Source organism: Acidobacteriota bacterium (assembly GCA_039683095.1).
Classification (GTDB): Bacteria; Acidobacteriota; Aminicenantia; order Aminicenantales; family Saccharicenantaceae; genus RBG-16-66-30.
Map to the genome: position 1 here is coordinate 51,317 of JBDKSB010000004.1, position 22,445 is coordinate 73,761.

The 22,445-nt window shown below is 66.2% G+C and carries 13 protein-coding genes; 5 read left to right on the forward strand and 8 right to left on the reverse strand.

Annotated features, from left to right (window positions below):
• Window positions 1–10 precede the first annotated feature (10 nt).
• The gene (locus ABFD52_04540) at window positions 11–1,390 is read left to right on the forward strand and encodes a hypothetical protein (protein MEN6560025.1); all 1,380 of its coding nucleotides are present in this window, start codon (window positions 11–13) and stop codon (window positions 1,388–1,390) included.
• A 252-nt stretch (window positions 1,391–1,642) separates the two neighbouring features.
• On the opposite strand, the gene ABFD52_04545 is transcribed toward ABFD52_04540, so the two are convergent.
• Entirely contained in the window at window positions 1,643–2,818 is a 1,176-nt protein-coding gene (locus tag ABFD52_04545) for a glycoside hydrolase family 172 protein (protein ID MEN6560026.1), read from the reverse strand.
• A 959-nt stretch (window positions 2,819–3,777) separates the two neighbouring features.
• Between ABFD52_04545 and ABFD52_04550 the strand changes: the two genes are divergently transcribed.
• A complete protein-coding gene (locus ABFD52_04550; GenBank protein MEN6560027.1) occupies window positions 3,778–9,903 on the forward strand; it encodes an alpha-2-macroglobulin family protein in 6,126 nt (2,041 codons plus the stop codon).
• A 173-nt stretch (window positions 9,904–10,076) separates the two neighbouring features.
• Here ABFD52_04550 and tagD read toward each other — a convergent pair whose 3' ends face one another.
• On the reverse strand, window positions 10,077–10,496 hold the full coding sequence (tagD, locus tag ABFD52_04555) for a glycerol-3-phosphate cytidylyltransferase (protein ID MEN6560028.1): 420 nt from the start codon (window positions 10,494–10,496) through the stop codon (window positions 10,077–10,079).
• A 68-nt stretch (window positions 10,497–10,564) separates the two neighbouring features.
• On the opposite strand from tagD, the gene ABFD52_04560 reads away from it, so the two are divergent.
• A complete protein-coding gene (locus tag ABFD52_04560) occupies window positions 10,565–12,274 on the forward strand; it encodes a serine hydrolase (protein ID MEN6560029.1) in 1,710 nt (569 codons plus the stop codon).
• Between the two features lie 412 nt (window positions 12,275–12,686).
• Window positions 12,687–13,802 (forward strand): DUF362 domain-containing protein, encoded by a 1,116-nt coding sequence (locus ABFD52_04565; protein ID MEN6560030.1) that lies wholly within the window; start codon window positions 12,687–12,689, stop codon window positions 13,800–13,802.
• A 368-nt stretch (window positions 13,803–14,170) separates the two neighbouring features.
• Here the strand turns inward: ABFD52_04565 and ABFD52_04570 are convergent, their stop codons facing one another.
• Window positions 14,171–16,531, reverse strand: coding sequence for an O-antigen ligase family protein (locus ABFD52_04570; GenBank protein MEN6560031.1), 2,361 nt, complete (start codon window positions 16,529–16,531; stop codon window positions 14,171–14,173).
• Window positions 16,532–16,604: 73 nt separating this feature from the next.
• Between ABFD52_04570 and ABFD52_04575 the strand changes: the two genes are divergently transcribed.
• Complete coding sequence (locus ABFD52_04575; GenBank protein MEN6560032.1) at window positions 16,605–16,847, forward strand: hypothetical protein; 243 nt, start codon at window positions 16,605–16,607, stop codon at window positions 16,845–16,847.
• Window positions 16,848–17,106: 259 nt separating this feature from the next.
• On the opposite strand, the gene ABFD52_04580 is transcribed toward ABFD52_04575, so the two are convergent.
• The 5 genes from ABFD52_04580 to ABFD52_04600 all read right to left on the reverse strand — a co-directional run bounded on the left by ABFD52_04580 (window position 17,107) and on the right by ABFD52_04600 (window position 22,385).
• A complete protein-coding gene (locus tag ABFD52_04580; protein ID MEN6560033.1) occupies window positions 17,107–17,619 on the reverse strand; it encodes a hypothetical protein in 513 nt (170 codons plus the stop codon).
• A 90-nt stretch (window positions 17,620–17,709) separates the two neighbouring features.
• Window positions 17,710–18,264, reverse strand: coding sequence for a hypothetical protein (locus tag ABFD52_04585; GenBank protein ID MEN6560034.1), 555 nt, complete (start codon window positions 18,262–18,264; stop codon window positions 17,710–17,712).
• Between the two features lie 53 nt (window positions 18,265–18,317).
• On the reverse strand, window positions 18,318–19,160 hold the full coding sequence (locus tag ABFD52_04590; GenBank protein ID MEN6560035.1) for a CpsB/CapC family capsule biosynthesis tyrosine phosphatase: 843 nt from the start codon (window positions 19,158–19,160) through the stop codon (window positions 18,318–18,320).
• A gap of 32 nt (window positions 19,161–19,192) precedes the next feature.
• Entirely contained in the window at window positions 19,193–21,460 is a 2,268-nt protein-coding gene (locus tag ABFD52_04595; protein MEN6560036.1) for a polysaccharide biosynthesis tyrosine autokinase, read from the reverse strand.
• Window positions 21,461–21,473: 13 nt separating this feature from the next.
• Complete coding sequence (locus ABFD52_04600) at window positions 21,474–22,385, reverse strand: polysaccharide biosynthesis/export family protein (protein MEN6560037.1); 912 nt, start codon at window positions 22,383–22,385, stop codon at window positions 21,474–21,476.
• Window positions 22,386–22,445 lie beyond the last annotated feature (60 nt).

The following is a 22,445-nucleotide window of genomic DNA, read 5'->3' on the forward strand; positions in this document are numbered from 1 at the left end:
AGGAGGTCCCATGAACCCCAACGCGGATGTCCGGCTCGACCCGGCGGCCATTCTGGACGATATCGAAAAGCGCGTCAGCGAGATCTTCTCGGCCCAGAAAAGCGAGGTCGAGCAGTCCCTCATCGCGCGGATCAACCGTGAGAAGGAAGAGGCCCAGCGGCGGATCGAAGCCGTCAACCGGGACTTCACCGAGGTGCGCCAGGTGCTCGAAGCGCACAAGGCGACCATGGCCGAGCTCCAGTCGACCGAGGAACACCTCCGGGGCGAGATCCGCGGCCATTTCGACCGCGCCGTCAATTACCAGAAGATGATGGAGAACGCGGCCATCCTGGCCGGCGGCGAGCTGGAGAGGATCGGCGGGCTCAACGACGAGATCGAGAAGATCCGGGTCAGGGCGGAGTCGGAATATGCCTGCCTCAAGCAGCGGCTGGGCGGATACGCCGGCATCATCGCCCAGCTCCCGCCTCCAGCTCCCAAGGCCGGGGACGAAGTAAATTGGGTCGAGGAGATCGGCAAGCTGCGCAAGGTCCGCGACCTGCTCGCGACCCTGCGCCAGGCCGGGCTCTCGGATCCCGGGAACGCCGAGCCGCCGGCCCCCGCTGACGAGGCCGCCGCGGTTGACGGGACGGGCGCGGCGCCGAGCGTCCCGGAGACCGAGACGGCCGAGGGCCTGGCCGCCTCGCTCGGCCTCATCGATCAGTCGGACGACGGCTTCCATGACGACACCGAATTCCTCGAAGGCCATCCCGCCTACGAGTACACGATGCCGTCGCCTGCCGGCCCGCGCTCCGCCGAGCCCGCGGCCGAGGCCGCCGCGGTCCCGGACCGGGGCCCGTCCGAGCCGGTCGAGGAAGAGCCCGGAGCCGCCGCCGCGCCGGCCGCGGACGACGATGCCGCCGTGCTCGAGGGCCTGGCCCGCTACCGCCGGACCGAGCCGGTCACGAACGGCACCGAACTCGCCTTCTACTCCTCCGAGGCCGGCGCCGTGCTCGACGCCGCGTCGTTCATGGAGGCCGTGGACAAGGTCCTGGACGGCGCCCAGAAGCTCCACGAGCAGCTGAGCCAGACGACGTCGGTCAAGGACCTCTTCCTGCTGAAGCAGGAGATCCTCAATCAGCAGGAAGTCCTGCGCAAGGTGTTCTTCCGCGTCGTCCGCTTCTGCGACAAGGAGAACGGCCGCCTGCCCGCGTCGCTCGACGAGATCATCGGCTCGCGCAGCCTGAGGGACATCATCGAGCGCCTGACCATGGCCAACTGGAGCGATCCCTCGGACTTCAAGCCCTTCCTGACCGAGCTCAAGGGCATGAAGCGTGCCTTCGCCATCCGGACGTCGGCCACGCCCGATTACCTCCGCTCCGTCCTTGACGAGGTCGAAGGCCGCCTTGGCTAACGCATCAAGCTGCAAAAGAAAAAGTTAGGCCCAGATTAGTTGCCGGCTTCCAGTTTGGACCGTTCTTTTTTTTACCGGTTTTTCGCGATTTGTGGGCATCGATGGACGTCCGAGGCCCCCTCAGGACCTGGACGCGCCACACCGTTCACAAACACGTTTTCGCCGGCAAAAAGAACGGCCCTAAGCTGTAGAGCGTATCCTGAATATCTGCTTATTTGTTTGTTTTCTTTCTGTTGTGTTAGCCAAGGCAACCTAGATGATTTCCAGGACGTCCTTAGACGGGAGCTTGGGAAACCTGGCGTGCGGCTCGGCCTGATACCAGAACGCCACCGACGCGATGTCGTCCTGGAGCGGCAGGTAGCGGCCGCCCGACATCCAGCCCAGAGCCTGGATGGTCACCTTGAGATCCTTCTCGAAGCGGATCGGGTCCATGATGTGCCAGCGGTAGAGCCCGAACCTCTGCTGGACCTGGTAGTGCCCGTCGCCGCGGATGACCTGCGGCAGGCCCGTGTAGGGCGTCGTGAACTCGCGGTACTGGATCGACCCGTCCGGGGCCTTGGCGTCGAAGTCGTAGGAGCCGCAGAAGTAGTCCTCGGTCCCGGTGCCGGCGATGGTCGGGAACTTCGAGTCCCCGTCCATGTAGAACTTGATCTCGCCCTCGCCCCACCAGCCGTTGTTGTGGACGCCCCAGGCGAGATACGTGCCGACGTAGTGCCCCCAGCCCTTGACGCCGTCGACGATCGTGTAGACGTCCTTGTACGGCACCGGGTTGACGCGGCGGAACTGGGCATGGAAATAGGCCGCGTCGTCCGGCACCTCGGTCAGCGCGTAGTTGACCTGGTAGTAGATGGTGAACTTGTCGTCGGCGATGTTCTCTAGCGTGATCTTGAAGCCCTTGCGGAAGGGCATCTCCCAGTAGCAGTTGAAGGCGCTGCCCGGGTTGACGCAGACCGGGAGCGACGAGATCTGGGCGTACTGGCCCCAGCCGCAGGCGAAGAAGTCTCCGAGCGGGCATTCGACCGAGGGCTCGGTCTCGCCGTCCCAATAGAAGCGCAGGATGGCGAAGCGCCAGTTGCCGGCGGGCGTGCACCAGATCTGCTGGATGGCCCCCTGGCCTTGGACGTCGGCCATGACAAAGGTCTCCTTGGGCTTGAGGGTCACGTAGGGCGAGACCTTCCAGCCCTGGCCGAGGTCGCGGGCGGCGTTCTTGGCCGGCCCGTCGGTCGACATGGCGGCCTTGCCCTTCTCGCCGGTGAAGTTCTCCGGGCTGATCGAGCGGGTCTGGGCCTTGGACAGGCGCGAGAGACTGCTCAGGCTCATGCCGAGCCCGTTGAAGCCCTTGCCCTTGTCCTGCTGGGCGGCGGCCGGGATGATCACGGCCAGGGCCAGCAGCGCCGCCCCGATCATCGAAACGGGAATCTTTTTCATGTTTCCTCCTGGAACGCTCGCGCTCATTCTATTCAATGAAAATGCGGGACACAATACCTATTTCCTATTTTCCCGCCTGCAAGAAATGGGTTCTTCTCCAGATTCCGGGAAGCTCCTCTCTCCGGCTTTGCTCGGGATATGCTTCTTGCTCCCCGGCCCCCCCCGGCATTGGGAAGCGGATTCTTGGGAGCGACCGGGCAGGATCTCGGCTGAGCGCTCTCGAAGCCGCGATCCTGCTAAATATCAACAAAGGCACTTTCTGAAGATCTTTCTCAGAAGCATGGCTCCGAGTCGCTCCGCCATGCTCCTGATGGTCGCTCCGAGGACTCCGCTCCCTGCCGTACATCCCTCGCCGCCTCGAGAAATTGCCCGGAAATGGGAGAAGAACCAAGGAATGCGGGACATGATCCCGTTTAGAGAATTCAAGGGGATACGATCCCTTTTCAAGAGAAAAGGGGCAGGCCGAAACAAGGGGAAAATCGGAAATAGGTATTGTGTCCCGCATTTCGGTATGCATTTCGGTGGATTATTCCGGCGGGCAGGATGTATCATCTGTAAAGGCGGGCGGCCGCCGGGAGGAACGCATGACTAGTCGCATCTCCGATACGAACAGCCACCAGGGATCCGGCGATAGGCCCCCTCTGACGACCGAACGGACGCGCTGGCCGCGTAGGTTCGGACCGTCCGCCCCGGCCGTCATCGTCCTGGCGGCCGTCCTCGGCGGCGGGCTCTGCGCCGTTCTGGCCGACCGCCCTTGCCCCCTGTCCGCCGCGCGGCCCCTGCCCGGCTATCCCACTTCCTGGCCCGCGGCCTCGTCGAGCGCGCTTTCGCCCTCATCATCATCTTCCTCTTCCGCTTTTTCCGCGCCCTCTGCCCTATCTTCTTCCCCGGCTCTCTCGACCCCCTCGTCTCCCGCCGCGCCGGCCGCGATCCGGACCGGCGAAACGGAGAATGACCCAATGACGACATCAGATCCCGGCCAGGCCCGCGGCCAGTCCGCCCGCGCGGCCGTCGAGAAGCTCATCGAGGAGCAGAAGTTCGAGGCGGCCGCGGCCGAGTGCGCCCGTCTCCGCGAGGAGGCGCGCCGCGCCGGCGACGCCTCGCTCTGGACCTGGTCGCTCATCCGCGAAGGCCAGCTCCGCACCTCCCTCCACGGCTACGAGACCGCCGTCCGCTTCCTCAAGGAGCAGGCCTGGCCCGATTCCCCCGTCGAGCGCGACCTGCTCGAGCTCTTCTACGCCCACTCGCTCGTCACCTACTGCCAGGCTTACTCCTGGGAGATCGACCAGCGCGAGACCGTCGAATCCAAGGGCCCGGTCGATCTCAAGGCCTGGACCCGCGACCGCATCTTCGGCGAGGCCTGGGCCGCGCTCCTCCGCGCCTGGAAGGACCGGGACCGCCTGGCCGCCCGCCGCGCCGCCGAATTCCCCGACTTCTGGAGCCCGGGCGACTACCCGGCCGGCGTGCGCGACACCCTGCGCGACGCCGTCGTCTACCTCATGGCCCGGCTGGCCGCCGACACGACCTTCTGGACGCCGCGCCAGTCGAACGAAACCTGGCTCATCGACCTGGCCGGCCTCCTGGCCAAGGCCGGGCGCGTTTCCCCGGCCGACGCGGCCGGCATCCTCGCCTCCCCCGCGGCCCATCCCATCGAGAAGGTCGCCGCCCTCCTCGGCGAGCACGAGTCCTGGAGCCGCCGCAACGACCGCCCGGCGGCCGCCCTCGAAGCCCGCTTCGTCCTCGTCGAAGCGCTCCACGAGGCCTTCAGCGACGAGGACGGCCGGGCCCTCGTTCGCGGGCACCTGGCCGATCACCTCGCCGCCAACGGCAAGGACCCGGACTCCTGGTGGGCGACGGGCCAGGCTATGCTCGCCGAATACACGCGCGCCGAGGGATCCCGCGACGCCCTGGTCCGGGCCCGCAAGATCGCGCTCGAAGGCGCCGAACGCTTCCCCGGCTCGCCCGGCGGCCGGCGCTCGCTCCACATCGTCAAGTCGATCGAGGCGCCCGAGTATTCGGTCGAGGCGATGCGTCTCGACGCGCCGGGCCGGCGCTCGATCCGCGTCACGCACCGCAACCTCGACCGCGTTTACCTCCGCGCCTACGCCCTCGACGCCGAGGCGCTCATCAGGGCCTCGAAGGACTACGACATCTTCCCGCAGGACCGCGACGCCGAGAGGATCGTGAGCGAGCGGACGCCGGCCGCTTCGTGGACGGCCGACCTGGCCAGGACCGCGGACTATCGCGACCACGCCACCTATGCCAGCCTCCCGGCTTCGCTCGCCCCCGGGCTCTATCTCGTCGCCGCCTCGGCCCGCGAGGATTTCCGGGAGGCCGGCAATCGCCGGATCGGCCTTAGCGTTGTCGTCGGCGACCTCGTCCTGATCAAGCGCGAGGGCGCCGGTCCGCTCACGGCCGAGGCTTCGGCCAAGGCCGCGGGCCCGGGCGAAGAGGTCGTGGCCCTGTCCGGCGCCACGGGCCGGCCGCTCGCCGGCGTCACGGTCGATCTCTACGCCTTCGACTGGCGCAAGGGCCACACCCGGATCGACACGAAGACGACCGGCGCGGACGGCCGGGCCCTGTTCTCCTCAGCCGGCCGCAGCGGCTCCTATTTCCTGCTGGCCAGGAAGGGCCGCGACATCGCCTTCGACGCCGACTACATCTATCTCGAGGGCCGGGAAGAGTTCCGCGACGCTTTCAACGCCCTCATCTACACCGACCGCTCGATCTACCGGCCGGGCCAGAAACTCTTCTGGAAGGTCCTGGCCTACAAGGGACGGACGGACCTCGGCCGCATCGCCCCGAACTCAGGCGCGCTCGTCTCGGTCTGGCTCGAGGACATCAACGGCCAGCGCGTCGCCGAGGCCTCGGCCCCGACCAACGCCTTCGGCACGGCCAGCGGCGAGTTCGCCATCCCGGCGGCGGGCCGGCCGCTCGGCGCCTGGCGCCTGCGCTCCTCCCCGTCCGGCTACGCGCCGGTGCGCGTCGAAGAGTACAAGCGGCCGACCTTCGAGGTCTCGATCAAGGACCCGGCCGAGCCGCTCCGGCTCAACCGCGCCGCCGCGCTCAAGGCCGAGGCCCGCTACTACTTCGGGCTGCCGGTTGCGGCCGGCGAGGCGGTCTGGCAGGTCAAGCGCGAGCCGGTCTACCCGCGCTGGTGGTGGTGGGGCGAGACGGGCGGCGGCCGCAGCCAGACCGTGGCCGGCGGACGGGCCGCGATCAACGCGGACGGCACGATCGAAGTCGCCTTCACGCCGCGCGCCGGCGAGAAGAAGGGCGCCGCCGCGGCGGGCCTTTCCTACCGCTACACCCTCTCGATCGACGTCACGGACGAGGGCGGCGAGACGCGCTCGGCCGCGCGGTCGTTCCGGCTCGGCTTCGTCAACGTCGAGGCCCGGGTGGACGAGGAGAGCGCGTTCCTTCGCGCCGGCGAGAAAGGCGCGTTCCCGGTCCTGCGGACCGACCTGGACGGCGCGCCCAAGGCGGGGCGCGGCACGTGGCGGGTCGTCCGGCTCGCCGGCCCCGGACAGACGCTGGCGCCGGCGGACCAGCCGCTGGGCGTCGCGCCCGGCTCTGAGGATCCCGCCTGCCCGCCGACGCCGGGCGACCGGCTGAGACCGCGCTGGGACGGCGCCGTGTCGCCGGACGAGATCCTGCGCTTGTGGGAAGAAGGGCCCGAGGCGGCCAGGGGGACGGCCGAGCACGACGCCAAGGGGATGGCGACGATCGAGGTCCGGGGCCTCGCGGCCGGGGCCTACCGCCTGCTCTACGAGACCGAGGACGATTTCGGAGCGGTTTCGCGGGACAGCCTGAATTTCCTGGTCGCCGGAGAGGCCAAGCCGGCGTTCAGGCTGCCGCTCGTCCTGCGGGCCGAAAGGCCCTCGGTGTCGGTCGGCGGCAAGGCCCGTTTCCTCGTGGACGCCGGCTGGAGCGGCCAGCCCCTGCTCTTCGAGACGTTCAAGGGCGGCGAAGTCTGGGAGCGTCGCTGGCTCGAGGCCGGCCGCGACGGCGGGGTCGTCGAGATCCCGGTGGCCGAGGAGCTGCGGGGCGGTTTCGGCGCGCGCCTGACCGCGATGCGCGACCACCAGTTCATGACCGCCGACGCCTCGATCTTCGTGCCCTGGGACAACAAGGTGCTGGACATCTCCTTCGCGACCTTCCGCGACAAGCTCACGCCGGGCGGCCGCGAGACCTGGCAGGTCACGGTCAAGACGCCGAAAGGAACGATGGGAGCGCCGGCCGAGAAGGGCGCGGCCGAGCTCCTGGCCTACATGTACGACCGCAGCCTGGATATCTTCGCGCCGCACCGGCCGCCGAGCCTGGCCGGGCTCTATCCGAACCGGATGGGGACGAAGGCGTGGGACCCGGGGCTGGGCCAGGCCCCGATGGCCTGCTCGTCCGAGAAAGGCTGGAAGGCGCTTCCCGACTATCCGACTTTCCGCGGCGACGAGCTGGCCTCGCTCGGCGGCTACGGCATCGGCGGGCCGGGGCGCGGATCTCGGGGCGGGGTCCTCGGCGGGGTGGTCGGCGGCGTGCTCGGCGGGGTCAGAGGCGGCGTGGTCGCGGAGATGGAAGCTCCGACGCCGGCGATCGCCCGGCAGGCCAGGATGGGCAAATCCGTCGCTTCCGACGCCGAGGGCAAGGAAGTCCCGCCTCCCCCGCCGCCTCCGGCCGCCGCTCAGGCCGGTCCGGCCGGAGAACCGGCGGCGACCGAGCTGCGCTCGAACTTCGCCGAGACGGCTTTCTGGCAGCCGCACCTCCTGACCGGGGCCGACGGCACGGCGACGATCGAGTTCACCGTGCCCGATTCGGTCACCAGCTGGCGGGTCTTCGTCCACGGCCTGACCCGCGACCTCGAGGGCGGCACGCTCGAGGCCGAGACGAGGTCGGTCAAGGACCTCATGGTCCGGCCGTACCTGCCGCGGTTCTTCCGCGAGGGCGACAAGGCCGAGGTGCGGGTCATGGTCAACAACGCGGGCCCCGCGGCGCTCGCGGGCGAGGTGACGCTCGAGATCACCGACCCGGCCACGGGCGAGAACCTGGCCCCGGCCTTCGGGCTGCCGGCGGCGGTGCCGGCGCAGGCGTTCAAGGTCGGGCCGGGCGGCGGAGCGCCGGTCACGTTCGCGCTGGCGGCGCCGGCCCGGGTCGGGACGGCGGCCTTCAAGGTCACGGCCAGGAGCGGGGCGCTCTCGGACGGCGAGCTGCGGCCGCTGCCGGTGCTGCCGGGGCGGATGCACCTTGTCCAGTCTCGGTTCGCGACGCTCAAGGAGGGAAAGACGCGGGAGCTCCGCTTCGAAGACCTGGCCGGAACGGACGATCCGACGCGCGTCAACGAGCAGCTCGTGATCACAGTCGACGCCCAGCTTTTTTACGGGCTCATCGAGGCCCTGCCCTACCTCGTCAATTACCCTTACGAGTGCACGGAACAGACGCTCAACCGGTTCCTGTCGACGGGCATCCTGACGAGCCTTTACGGCCAATACCCCGCCGTGGCCCGGATGGCCGGGGAGTTGAGCCGGCGCGAGACGGTCTATGAGACGTTCGACGCGGCCGATCCCAACCGGAAGATGGCCCTCGAGGAGACGCCCTGGCTGGAGACGGCGCGGGGCGGCAAGGACGCGGGTTACGGCGTCGAGAAGGTGCTCGACCCGCGCGTGGCCAGGGCCCAGAGAGAAGCGTCGCTGGCCAAGCTCCTGAAGGCCCAGACGTCGAGCGGGGCGTTCCCGTGGTGGCCGGGCGGGCCGCCGTCGCCGTACATGACGCTCTATATCGTCAGCGGCTTCTCCAAGGCGGTCGAGTTCGGCGTCGAGGTGCCCAAGGACGCGGTGGCGAAGGCCTTCGGCTACCTGCACCGGCATTACCTCGACGAGATCGTGGCCGATCTCATGGCCCGCGACAGCGGCTGGGAGCTCGTGACCTTCCTTGATTACGTCATCGGCAATTTCCCGGACGCGTCCTGGACGGGCGGCATCTTCAAGGAGGAGGAGCGGGCGAGGATGACCGCTTTCTCCTTCAAGCACTGGAAGGAGCATTCGCCGTACCTGAAGGGCTACCTGGCGCTGACGCTCAAGAGGGCGGGGCGGGCGAAGGACGCGGCGCTCGTCTGGGAGAGCGTCATGGACAGCGCGAAGACGACCGAGGACGGCGGCACGAGCTGGGCGCCGGAGGACCGCGGCTGGCTCTGGTACAACGACACGATCGAGACGCACGCCTTCGCGCTCAGGACGCTGGAGGAGATCGCGCCGGGGGACGCCCGCGGCGAAGGGCTCGTCCAGTGGCTCTTCCTCAACAAGAAACTCAACCATTGGAAATCGACCCGGGCGACGGCCGAGGTCATCTACTCGGTGGCCTGGTTCCTGAAGAAGACGGGAGCGCTGGGAGCGCGGGAGACGGTGACGGCCGAGGCCTGCGGCGCGAAAACGACGTTCACCTTCGAGCCGGACGCGTACACGGGCAAGAAGAACCAGCTGGTGATCGCCGGCGAAAAGCTCGGCCGGATGGGGACGGGGAAGAGCGCGGGGATGGGAACGGGGGGGGCGGAGTGCGCGACGGTGCGGGCGACGAAGACGGGCAAAGGGATGGCCTTCGCCAGCGCGACGTGGCATTTCAGCACGGAGAAGATGCCGGAGAAGGGCGACGGCGACCTGTTCGCCGTCGAACGGACATACTTCAAGCGCGAGAAGAAGGGCGAGGAGGTCGTGCTGAGGCCGCTGGCGGAGGGCGCGGCCCTGGCCGTCGGCGACGAGATCGAGGTCCATCTGTCGATCAGGGCGCGGCATCAGGCGGAGTACGTCCACCTGCGGGACCCGCGGCCGGCGGGGTGCGAGCCGGTGGCGCTCGCGTCGGGCTACAGGTGGGACTCGGGGATAGGGCGCTACGAGGAGATCCGGGACAGCGGCACGAACTTCTTCATGGAGTGGCTGCCCGAGGGCGAGTACACGCTGAAACACCGGATCCGCTGCGCCATGGCCGGGACGTTCAAGGCCGCGCCGGCGACGCTGCAGTCGATGTACGCGCCCGAGTTCGCGGCCTACTCCTCCGGCTCCCTTATAAAGGTTGCCTTGGCTAACGCAAATAGCAGATAATTATATAGTTATTTCAGTTTAAGGGCTGAAAAAGCGGCTTTTTCGGCGGTTTTTAGCCTGAAAAACGCATTTTATAGAAGGTATTTGACGGAAGATGCTACCGGGATCTCGAAAATGTGTTTTTCTTGGGAAAAAAGCGAGATCTATTGATTACGGAAGGCATAAAAAGAGCATTATTTCTTTTGTTTTGTTTTATTTGCGTTAGCCAAGGCACCCAAGTCTGTCTTGATTTGAGTGGTCGAGATGCCTTCAGTCCGGGGCAGGTAAATGACCTCGCAGTAGGGCTTTAGGAAGTCGAATTCGCCTTTCCAGTCCTCGCCGATGACGAAGACCGAGACATGGTTCCTGACGACGTCTTCTATCTTCTGCTCCCAGCACGTCTCCGGGATGACCTCGTCGACGTACTTGATGGCCTCGAGGATCTGCTTGCGTTCGTCGTAGGTGTAGTAGGTCCGCTTGCCCTTGCCGGCGGTGAACTCGTCTGTCGAGAGGGCCACGATGAGGTAGTCGCCGAGCGCCTTGGCCCGGCGCAAAATATTGATGTGACCCCTGTGGATGAGGTCGAACGTGCCGTAGGTGATGACCTTCTTCATTATGGCCGTATCTTAGCCCGAAGCGCTGCCGGTTGACAAGCGCGCGCGGCCCGAATTACCATCCGGCCATGGACAACCGATCCGTACGCCGCTTCCCTCGCCTTCTTCCGCCGATCCACGGCCGGGCTGCCGTCGCCATCCTGACGGCGCTCGTCCTCGTCTGCCTCGCGTCCTTCGCGTCTGTCGCCCGGGCCGCGGCCCCCGCCCGCTCCCCGGCCGCCGCCGTACTTCCGGCCGGATTCGACGCCCTTGTCGACCGGATCATGAAGGCCTTCGACGTGCCGGGCATGAGCGTCGCCGTGGTCAAGGACGGCCAGGTCGTCCTGGCCAAGGGCTACGGCGTCCGCAAGCTCGGCGAGCCGGCGCCCGTCGATGCCCGGACCCTTTTCGGCATCGCTTCGAACACCAAGGCCTTCACGGCCACGGCCCTGGGCCTTCTCGTCGAGGAGGGCAAGATCGAGTGGGACGGCCCGGTCACGCGCTATCTGCCCTGGTTCCAGATGTGGGACCCGTACGTCACCCGCGAGATGACCGTGCGCGACCTGCTCGTCCACCGGAGCGGCCTCGGGCTCGGCGCGGGCGACCTCCTGCTCTGGCCGGAGTCGGACTACAGCCGGCGCCAGATCGTCGGCCGCCTCCGCTTCATCCGGCCGGCCGCGAGCTTCCGCAGCGCCTACGCCTACGACAACATGCTCTATATCGCCGCGGGCGAGGTCATCGAGGCCGTGAGCGGCATGCGCTGGGAGGATTTCGTCGCCGAGCGGATCCTGAAGAAGGCCGGCCTGGCCTCGAGCCGTCCGCGCCACTCGGCCGAGCTGGCCGCCTCCCCCGGCGGGAACGTGGCCATCCCGCACGCGGTCGTCGACGGCCGGCCCGCGCCCGTCGCGGTCAGCGAGAACGACCACATGAACCCAGCCGGCGGCATAATCTCGTGCGCCGAGGATATGGCCCGCTGGATGCTCATCCATCTCGGCGGCGGGAAGCTCCCGGACGGGACGCGGCTCTTCGGCGAAGGGACGGAGCGCCAGCTGACGACGCTGGTGACGCCCATCCCCATCAGCGAGCCGGCGCCGGAGCTGGCCGCCCAGCGCATGAACTTCAGCGGCTACGCGCTCGGCTTCCGGGTCAACGATTACCGCGGCCGCAAGGTCGTCAGCCACACGGGCGGCCTCTCGGGCTACGTCTCGAAGGTGGTCATGGTCCCCGAAGTCGGACTGGGCATCACCGTCCTGACCAACCAGGAGGCGGACGAGGCCTACAACTCCGTCATCTACGCCGTCCTCGACCGCGTCCTGGGCGCGCCGGCGTACGATTGGGCCGCCGCTTATCTCAAAGTCAGCGAACGGGCCGGGGCCCGGACGGACGCGTCGCTGGCGGCGGCCGAGGCCAAGCGGGACCGGACGGCCAAACCGTCGCTCGCGCTGGCCGCCTACGCCGGGGCCTACGAGGACGCCTGGTACGGCCCGATCGATATCACAGTCGAGGGCGGGGGCGCGGGAACCGGGGGAAACGAGGGCGGCCCGGCCAAGCTGGTCATGAAATTCGCCAAGACGCCGGGGATGGTCGGCGACATGGAACCCTGGAGCCGGGAGACGTTCGTCGTCCGGTGGCGGGACCGGGAGCTCCGGGCCGACACCTACGTCACCTTCGTCATCGATCCGGACGGCGCGATCGTCGAGGCCCGGATGAAGCCGTTCTCGCCGGACACGGATTTCAGCTACGACTTCCAGGACTTGTTGCTCAAGAGAGTAGCCTTGGCTAACGCAAATAACAGATAATAAAATGGTTACCGGCTATTTTCGCATAGGGCTCCAGGTTAGGCTGGACAGTTTTACAGGGAAAAAGAGCAATGTGGGGCTATGTAAAGCAAATTGCAGGCGTAGCTTCTAAAACTCCTTTTTTCCCACGAAAAAAGCGCTACCTACAGTTTGGCGAGGGCCTCAAAAAAGCGCTATTTCTTTTCATTTGTTTAAGTTGCGTTAGCCAAGGCACATGAAAAGACGGACGTTCGTCAGGGATTCGGCACTGCTGGGCGGCGGAACGGTTCTATTCGGCGGCGCTTTCGCCTGCCGCAGCGCGGGCATAGGATCACGGGCGGTCGGACTGGCAGCTACCGCGGCTGCCGCAGCCGCCCCACCCTCATCCCCGACCGCAGCCGCCGCTTCTCCCGCCCACAGCCGGGTCGTGGCCGTGGCCGCCGACGACATGCTCATCGACCTCGACTACAATCCGGCGGCCGTCCACCGGGCTTTCGAATCGGGGCTGAAGGAGCTGACCGGAGAGAAGACGCTCGCCGGGGCCTGGTCCTCGCTCGTCTCCCCCTCCGATGTCGTCGGCATCAAGATCAACTGCATCGGCGCGCCGCGGATCTCGTCGTCGATCGCCTCGATCAACGAGACTATCGCTGGCCTCAAGAGCGCCGGCGTCCGCGAGAACGCCATCGTTGTCTGGGACCGAGGCGACCGCGACTTCCGGCGGACCGGCCTGGCCCTCAACCGGAGCGCGACCGGCGTCCGGGTCCAGGGCTGCTCGTCCGAGTGGGAGGGCGTCGTCCCCTGGGTGCCGGGCTATGACCGGAATGTCTTCGTCTCGTTCGAGGACGGAACGCTCAGGAAGTTCCGGGAGCTGGCCGCCCGCGGCTTCACCAGGGACGCGACGCAGCGCGAGATCTTCAACTCGGTCACCTGGCTCTGGACGCTCATCCAGCAGGGCAACGCCAAGGCGGCGAAATACGACAAGGAGATCCGCCGCCTCTATACCGACGCTAACGACCGCGAGGCCATCCGGCGCGTCGCCGACGAGGTCGCCGGCGAGTTCGACGGCGTCGTCATCGAGGACGAGGAGAAGTCCCATTTCGCCGACATCGTAACCAAGGACATCACCAAGCTAGTCAACATCGCTGTCCTCAAGCACAACGAGGACAGCGGCGTCACCTGGGCCGCGAAGAACATCGCCCTGGGTGTGACGACGAACAAAGTCCGGTTCCACATCGACTTCTGCGAGAAGTCGATCCCCGAGATCCTGGCCCAGCCCTGCCTCCGCGACAAGACCGTCCTCCACATCGGCGAGGCGGCCAAGATCTCGACCGTCAGCGTGGCCGGGGCCCAGATCGCCCGCGACAACCGCATCTTTTTCAGCCGCGACCCGGTGGCCATGGACCGGATCGGGCTCGACATCCTCGAGGAGAAGCGGGCGGCCCAGGGGCTCGGATCTATCCGGGCCCAGGCGACGCACATCGCCGCCTGCGCGAAACGGGGGTTGGGGACGGACGACCCCTCGCGGATCGATTATCGTAGCCTTGGCTAAGGCAAATAGCAGATAATATTATAATAATCTAAGATTAAGGGCTCCAAAAGGGCCTTAAATTCACTTTTTCGCCGGCAAATAGCCAAAACCGCATACTCAGGATTCGGGGGATAATCCTGGAAGCGGCTTTTTACGGCCAAAAATCGCGATTAAGCCCTTAAGAAGCGTTTCAGAAAGCGGCTTATTGATTCGTTATCTGTCGGTTGCGTTAGCCAAGGCACATCGCCCAAGCAGCTAATAGCCGCCAGCGGAGTTACTGAAAAGAGGCAAGAGAACGAACTAGACACCTCGCGTGAGAAAAGCGTTTTTTGCCGGGAAAAAGACGGGCTGATTAGTTTTACGATGGGACCAAATTGGCGCTTATTTGTTTATTTTATGCTAGTTGCGTTAGCCAAGGCAGCCCGGAGGACGTCCGGCGAGCCGTAGCTACGGATCCAGCGGCCCTCGAGCTTGGCCCGGAAAGTGGGGTCGCGGGCGACCATCGCCCGGTACAGCCCGGCCGCGTAGGCCTTCTCACCCTCCTCGAGCGTCGGCCACCAGGTGAAATAGAGGAACTGGACGTTGAGGTTTATCGTCTCGTCGGCCGGCTTGAACAGCAGCGCCTGCCTGAAATAGGCCCGGGCCCGGTCCTGGTAGGTCATGAGAGGGAAATTGTAGAGGAGATAGACCGTGCCCATCTCGTAATGCGCGCCGGCATCGATCGGGTTCGCGGCGATGGCCTGGCCGTACCGGGCGACGGCCCGGTCGCAGTACGTGTCGCGGTCTTCGTCACGGCCGGAATCGTTCGCGACCCGGGCCATCTCCAGCTCAAGCCGGGCCGATTCGACCTGGAAGACCGCCAGGGGCGAGACGGACGCGGCTTCGGCCAGGCGCGCCTCGAGTGACGGGAACGCGCTCTCGACGCTTCGGGCCCGGGCCCTTTCCCGCCGGTACGCGGCAAGGTCCCGGAAGCCCGCGAAATCGCGGACGGCCGGGATGAAGACCGCGACCGCCAGGCCGCCGGCGAGAACGAGGCGGAGACAATGGCCGTGGTTTGACGGCCGCCGCCGGGAGCCGAAGGCCGCCTGCCCCTGCCCCTGCCCCTGCCCCCGGGACTTCTCTTTTTCTTCCGCTCGCGACATGTCCCCGTTCCCATCCCCGTTCCTGGCCAGCACGGCGACGCCGAGCATGGCCAGGGTCGTGAAATAGACCGCGTTGGCCGTGATCTGAAGGTTGAAATCCGTGAAGCCGTGGACGAGCAGGGCCGCGACCCCGAGGATGGCCCCGAGCCCCAGGCCCTTGGCGAACGAGCTCCGGCGCCGCCTCCACATCCCGGCGAGCCAGATGACGAGCCCGATCCCGGCGACGGCGAGCGCCACGCCCCCGACGATCCCGTTCTCGGCCGCGGTCTCCAGGTAATCGTTGTGGGCGAACGACAGCCGCAGCCTGTCGTCGACCTTCTCGTACATGGCGTAAGCGTTGACGTAGGTGCCCTTGCCCGTCCCCGTCCATGGGTAATCGCCTATCATCTCGAGCGTGTTCCTATAGAACGTCCGGCGGGCCTCCGCCGAGATGTCGACCTCCGAGAACCGCCTGATGACCGGACCGATCCCTATCCAGACAGCCGCGGCCATGATCAGGACGAGGACGAGCCTGACGATCCGGCCGAAGCGGCGACGGTCATCAGGCCCGTCATGCCCGGCCCGCCCGCCATGCCGGCCGATATGTCCGTTTCCCGGCCCGCCCGACTCTGCGCCCCCTTCTCCTCCACCTTCCCCGTCCTCCTCCGAGAACTCGCGCCACGAGGCGACCGCCGCAGCGGCCAGCACCGCGGTGACGGCCAGGACCATGATGCCCGACCGCGATTTTGAGAAGATGAGCCCGACTCCGATGAAGACGGGCGCCAGCCCCAACAAGAGCGTCCACTGCAGGCTCTCCTGGCTGAACCAGAGGATCCGCCGCCGCAGCGACAGGCCCTTCTCCATGGCGAAATAGCGGGCCTTGACCAGGAGATAGCCGAGGCTCAGGGGAAAGGCCATCTCCATGAATCCGGCGAAGTGGTTGCGGTTGACGAACGTGCCCGTGACCGCGCCCAGGCCGTAATGCTTGGGCCGGCCGAAGATCATCTCGTGGCCGCTGAGGGTCTCGGCCAGGCCATAGAAAGCCTGAAACAGGGCGGAGGCCAGTATGACGATGACCATGATCTCGGCCCGGCCGCGGCTCCGGACCGTGCGCAGGACCAGGTAGCCGAAGAGGCCGTAGCAGACGATCAGGACCAGCTCGTAGACGCTCGCCGCCGGGTTGAGCGAGAGCCTCAGCCACGACGAGGGCGCCGTGATGGCGTCGCGCACCAGGCCGGCGTGGATGCCGTAGGCCCGGGGCGACAGGACCTTGACCAGGGCCGCCGGGATAGGAGCGATCTGAAGGGCCGAAAAACCCAGGAAAACGCCGATCAGCACCTTGACGAAGCCGGGCAGACGGCCGTCCAGTCGCCTGTCGCCGTTGGCGCGACCGCCCGATCCATACCGGCTGGACAGGCCTGGACCGAGGATCCGCTCCTCCTGCCACTCGGCCAGCCCGGAACGGACCGATCGGCGGCGGCCGAAAAGGCGGCTCCCGACGTAGAGCAGGAACAGGGATATGGTCGCCGCCTCGAAGACGAACACCGACCATTCCTCGACCGACCCGATTGGCAGAGGGACGAAGACAAGGACGGCGCAGAGACCTCCGAAGACGATTCGATCGATCACGATTGTTCCGTGCGGATATATTATTGGATATGAGGGAGGAGGGTCAAGGGAAAGGATAGATAAGAAGGGATCAATGAAACTTCCCTCTCAGCCCGGCGGGCTCCTCCGGACCGGCAATGATTATCGCTCCCTCATCTCCGCAGCCTTCCGTCCGCCGCAGAATGGGGCTTTGCAGGAAGGAACCTGGTCTTCGCAAAGCGGCAAGCCTGCCGTTTTGCGAAAACCAAGTCGCTTCTTTCTCTTCAAAGATAATGGGAAAAAGGAAGGGAAAGAGGACGGAGGGGGGGATCCAGCGAAAGACGGCCTGGAAGAATAGCCGAGAGTGCTTCTACTCCGGCTTGGCTAACACTAATAAAAGATAATATTCATTTTGCACTGCATGCGGGGTCGTTTCAAAACTCGCTATCGTGGCTTTTCAGGTGGAAAAACGCAAATACGGCTGGTCTCTGTCTTGAAACTCTGGAAAGACATACAAGCTCTTTTTCGCCGGAAAAAGAGGTCCTTCAAACTGAAGGCAGGGAACGGTATTCCAGCTATTTCTTTTTTTTGCCGATGTTTACGTTAGCCAAGGCAAATCAGTCGATGATCGGAGAGGCTTCTTCCTCGGCCAGCGCGACGGCGAACAGCGCGATTTCCACCGCGGCCACGACGGTCAGGATGCCCGCCGGCGACTTGAAGAAATCGACGATGGTCGCCTTCTTCTTCCAGGTGCTGCCCTGCTGCAGCATGACCGGGGAATTGCCCGGCTTCATGGCCACCGAGAGCTTGGCCAGCGAGTCCGCCTTGATCATGATGCTGTAATGGAAATTGTAGGAGCCGCTCGGCCCCTGGACGCCCATCACGTAGCGCCCTTCCTCGATCGCCGGGATCTTGTACATCCCGTCGGGGTCGCTCGGTTCGCTCTCATATTCCTTCTGGGTGCTCAGGTTCCGCAGCCTGACGACGGCGTTGCGGACCGGGGTCCTCATATCTTCGTTGTAGATATGGCCGACCAGCGCTCCATTCCCCCTCGGGGCCGCGAACTGCGGCAGCGGAACAATCAGCAGGACGAAGGCTCCGATCACAAAAGCAACAAGGCATTTCTTCATGCGCGCTCCTCCCTTCCGGGGCTTTCTTTATGATTATTCATATCAGCGGGTTATGTCAAGGAAAATTATCGGACGCGGGCTCGACGGGGCTCAGCGGATCGGCGAGACCTCTTCTTCCTTCTTGGTCAGCTCGTAGATGCCGAACCCGGCCCCGCCCGCCGCGGCCACGATCAGCAGCACGCCCCCGGGCGTCGCGAAGAAGCTCTTCTTCCCGGCCAGGCTGCCGCCCCGGCCCTCCAGCATCCCGCCCGGCTGGAGCTCGACGGACAGCTTGGCCGTCTCGCCGGCCTTGATGTAGACGCCGTAGTTGAGGTTGAAGTCCCCGGCCGGCGTCGTGACGCCAAGCGTGTACCAGCCTTCCTCGATCATCAGGATCTTGTAGTTGCCCTTGGCGTCGGTCGGCGGGCTCGTGAATTCCTTCTGGGTGTTGAGATTCCTGATCTTGACGACGGCGTTGGCCACCCGGGCCCTCATGCCCTCGGAATAGACCGTTCCCAGGAGGGTCCCCTGGCGCGCCATGGGCTTCGCCTGTTCCTGGCCCAGCGGCCCCCGGGCCAGGCCCGGAAGCGGCAGCGTCAGGATAACGAAGGCGGCGATCGTCGCTCCCGCCAAGGCCCTGGACCGGAACGCGCGTGATTTGATCATCCCCTCACTCCTTGGGCGCATTATACTATATTGTTAGTCGGTCAAGAAGGGAATTATTTGATCTTCAGGACTTCGTCCCCTCCGCCCTCCGCCGTCATCCGCGGCGGACGGCGCGGCATCCCCAGCAGCCGCCGCGTCCAGGCCTTGCGCCGGAGGGGGTTCTCGGGCTCGCCCCAGTCCGGCAGGGCCTTGTTGTCGAGCACGGCCCGCGGGATCTCGGTCACCATGGCCTTGGCCTTGCCCTCGCCGACGATCTTCGCCGCCGCCTCGACGGCCCGGCTCAATCCCGGCGGCCGCCCGATGGCCCGGTGGGCGTCGCTGGCGATGATGTGGACAAGGTTGTTGATCATGAACAGGCCGGCTGTCTGCCGGACCTCTTTCCCCAGGTCCCCGGTCAGGCTGGCCGCCGTCACCTGGGCGGCGCAGCCCATGGACACGAACTCGAAGAGCAGCTCCGGCCGGGCGGCGAAACCCCGGTTCCGCTCCGGGTGGCTGATGATGGGCACGAACCCCCTGCTCATCAGCTGGGCCAGCATGTTGCCGGCGCCGGCCGGCACGCCCTCGGAGGCGAACTCGAGGAAGACGTAGCTCGTCCCGTCGACGGTGAACCGGTACTTCTCGACGGCCCGGACGACCTCGGCGTGAACGAAGACCTCGGCCCCCCAATGGACCTCGAGGCCGATCCCGGACTCCCGGACCTCCTCGCCGAACTCGACCATCCGCTGCCGCAGCACGCCCAGGTCGTCCTGGTGCCGGGTCATGCGGAAGATGTGAGGGGTCAGGCAGATGGCCGTCGTCCCGTCCTTCTCGGCCAGGCGGCACATGGTCCTCGCCTGGGCCCGGTCGTCGGGCCCGTCGTCCCAATCCCAGAGGATGTGGGTGTGCAGATCGATCATCTTATCTTGTTCGCTCCGGCGCGCGCCGGGTCTCAGGACTTATGATACCCGCCGTAATAATCCTTGTAATAATAATACCCGCGGTGCGGCATGTTGACGTTGTTGATGACGACGCCGAGCGTCCGGACCTTGAGCAGGTCGAGCTTCTCCCGGGCCTTCCTCAGCGCCTCCCGCGAGGTCTTGTCGCCTTGCACCACGAGGACCATGCCGTCGACCTTGGCCCCGAGCACCAGCGCGTCGCTGATCTCGAGCATGGGCGGCAGGTCGAAGAGCAGATAGTCGCACTCCTCGGCCATCATCCGGATGAACCGGGTCATCTTCTCGGAGCCCAGCAGCTCGGCCGGGTTGGGCGGGATCGGCCCGGCGTTGACCAGGAACAGGTTCGGGATCTCGGTCGACTTGATCACGTCCTTGATCGCCACGGAGTCCGTCAGGTAGGTCGTCAGCCCGAACGTGTTCTTGACCCGGAAGACCCGGTGCTGCCGCGGCCGCCGCAGGTCGGCGTCGACGATGACCACCGTCTTGCCCGACTGGGCCAGGGTGACGGCCAGATTGGACGCGGTGACCGTCTTGCCCTCCCCGGGCAGGGCGCTCGTGACGGCCACCGTCTTGACCGGGTGATCGGCCGACGAGAGCAGGAGCGCCGTCCGGATCGAGCGGTAGCTCTCGGCCAGCCTCGAGTGGGGGAAGTACTGCGGCACGAGCTCGATCGCGCCGGGGTGCTGGGCCTTCTCGACCTCGGCCACGAACGGGGCCGCCGGCGCTTCCCCGGCCCCCTCCCCCGCCGCGCCCGCCGCGGCGGCCAGCTTGGCCGGCTCCTTGCCGCTCTTCAGCCTGCGCCCGTAATTGTAGGCCTTGTTCGTGCCTTCGAGGCTGAACTTGGGGACGACGCCGAGGGTCGGCAGCCCGGCGTAGCGCTCGACATCCTCGCTCGTCTTGACGCTGTTGTCCAGGACATCGAACAGGAAAGCCAGCCCCACGCCCCCGGCCAGCCCCAGGAGGAGGGCCAGGACGAGGTTGCGCTTCTTGTTCGGGCTCGACGGCCGCACCGGCACCCGGGCCCGGTCCACGACCCGGATGTTCGACGTCCTCAGGCCCTTGAGCCGGGCCTCGACGCCGGTCTCGCTCTCCCGCCGCAGCAGCGAGTCGAGGAGCGTCTTCTTGTTCTGGATCTCGACCTTGAGGCCGTTGTAGAGGACGGCGCTCGAGTTCATTTTGAAGGCCTCGCCCTTCTGCTCGTTGAATTCCGACTCGAGCGACCGCTCCCGGCTGAGGGCCGTCTGGTATTCCGAGTAGGCGCCCTTGACCAGGTTCTGGGTCTCGCCCTCGAGCGATTTGCGGGACGCCTCGGTCTCGACCTTCATCCGCTGCAGCTCGGGGTAATCCGGCTGGAAGCGCTCCTCCATCTTCTGGGTCTCGCGCTTGAGCCGGACGTAGTCCTCGCGCAGCTTCTGGATGAGGGGATTGGTGAAGGCCTCGGGCACGTAGTCCGGGCTTACGTTCTTCAGCCCGTTCCAGGTGGCCTCCTTCTGCGACCGCTCGATCTGGGCCTCGGTCAGGGCCTTGTTGAGCTGGCTCAGCCGGTCGATGACGGTCGTCTCGCTGTCGCTGAGGGCGACGATGTTGGCCTGGGCCTCGTAGCCCTGGAGCTCCTTCGACTTCCGCTCGATCTCGCCCTGGAGCCCCTTGATCTGCTCGGTCAGGAAGGTCGTCGCCTGCTCGGTCGCGGCGTACTTCATGTTGATGTTGAGATCGATGAAGGCCGCGGCCAGCTCGTTGACGCAGTCGGCCGCCAGCTTGGGGTCGCGGGCCTCGAACGAGACGTCGACGAGCCGCGTCAGCCGCACCGGCTTGACCGTCAGGCGCGACAGGAAGGTGTCGATGAGCCCCTCGCGGAAGACATGATCGGACGGGTCGGCGGGCTTCTTCCGGGTCTCGGGCTTGCCGATGAACTCGGGGTCCTGGTAGAGCTTGAGCCGCTCGATGACCGTGTCGGCCAGCCCCCGCCCGCTCAGGAGCCGGTACTGCGTCTGGTAGAAATCGTCGCGCATCGACTCGATCTGGAGCACCTGCTCGAACGAGAGGATGTTCGGTTCCTTCTCGACAAGGAGCTGGGACTTGGCCGTGTAAACGGGCTTCTGGATGAACGTCCAGAAGGCGCCCAGGATGAACACGGCCAGGGTGACCGCGAGGACGGTCCCCTTGCGCCGCATGAGGCGGTCCCAGTAGTCGCGGAGGTTGATCTCCTGCGGCTCCGAGACCTCGTAGTCGGCCAGCTGGATCTCATTCCCATTCTTCATGTCAGGCTTCTTCCTACCAAAAGCTCTCCGGCACGAACACGACATCCCCTTCCTGGAGCCTGACGTCCTTCTTCCGGCCCCTGAGGATATCGGCCAAGTTGACCTTGATCTTCTGCTCCTTGCCGGCGCTGTCTGTCCGGGTGATGGTGACGGATCCCTTCTTCGCCCCCTCGGCCAGCCCGCCCGCGTCGGCGATGGCCTGGAGGAGCGTGACGCCCTCGGACAGCTTGGCCGTGACCGCCCCGGGCCTGGTCACCCGGCCCATGACGAAGACCTTCATCTCCCGGTCGACCGGCACGTTGATGACGTCGTTCGGCTCGATGGGCAGGTTGAGGGCCTGGTTGCCGTTGACCAGCAGGTCCTTGAGGTCGATGGCGATGGTCTTCGTCTGGCCGTCCGGGCCCTCCCGCAGGATGAGGACCCCGTTGCCGGCCGACTCGCTGAACCCGCCGGCCATGGAGATCATCTGGAGGAGGTTCTTGCGGCCGACAAGCTCGTAGCTGCCGGCCTTGACCACCGCCCCGATCACGGCCACCTGCTGGTTCTTGTATTCCTTTATGAAGATCGTCACCTGCGGGTTCTTGACGTACTTGGCGCTGAGCAGGCCGGTCAGCTTCTGGACGACCCCTTCCTGGGTCAAACCCTCGACGACGACGCGGCCGAGGAGCGGCAGGGTCAGCGAGCCGTCCTCCGAGACGCGGACGGTCTGGCTGAGCTGGTCGACCTCGAAGACCTTGACCTCGAGCAGGTCGCCCGGCCCGATGCGGTAGGCCCGGGCCAGGGTGTCTTTCGCGTCCTGCAAGGCCGCCTGGGCCTGGGCTGAGGGTTGGGCCTGCGCCTGCTGCGGCCGGGGCGGAACTTGGGTCCATCCGGGCGCCGCGGCGAGCGCGACGGCCAGGACGATCGCGGCACTCTTCATCTGCATCCTCTCCCATCCCGGGGACGCGAGCAGGAGGGGGACGCGCGCCGACCCTCCCGGATCGGC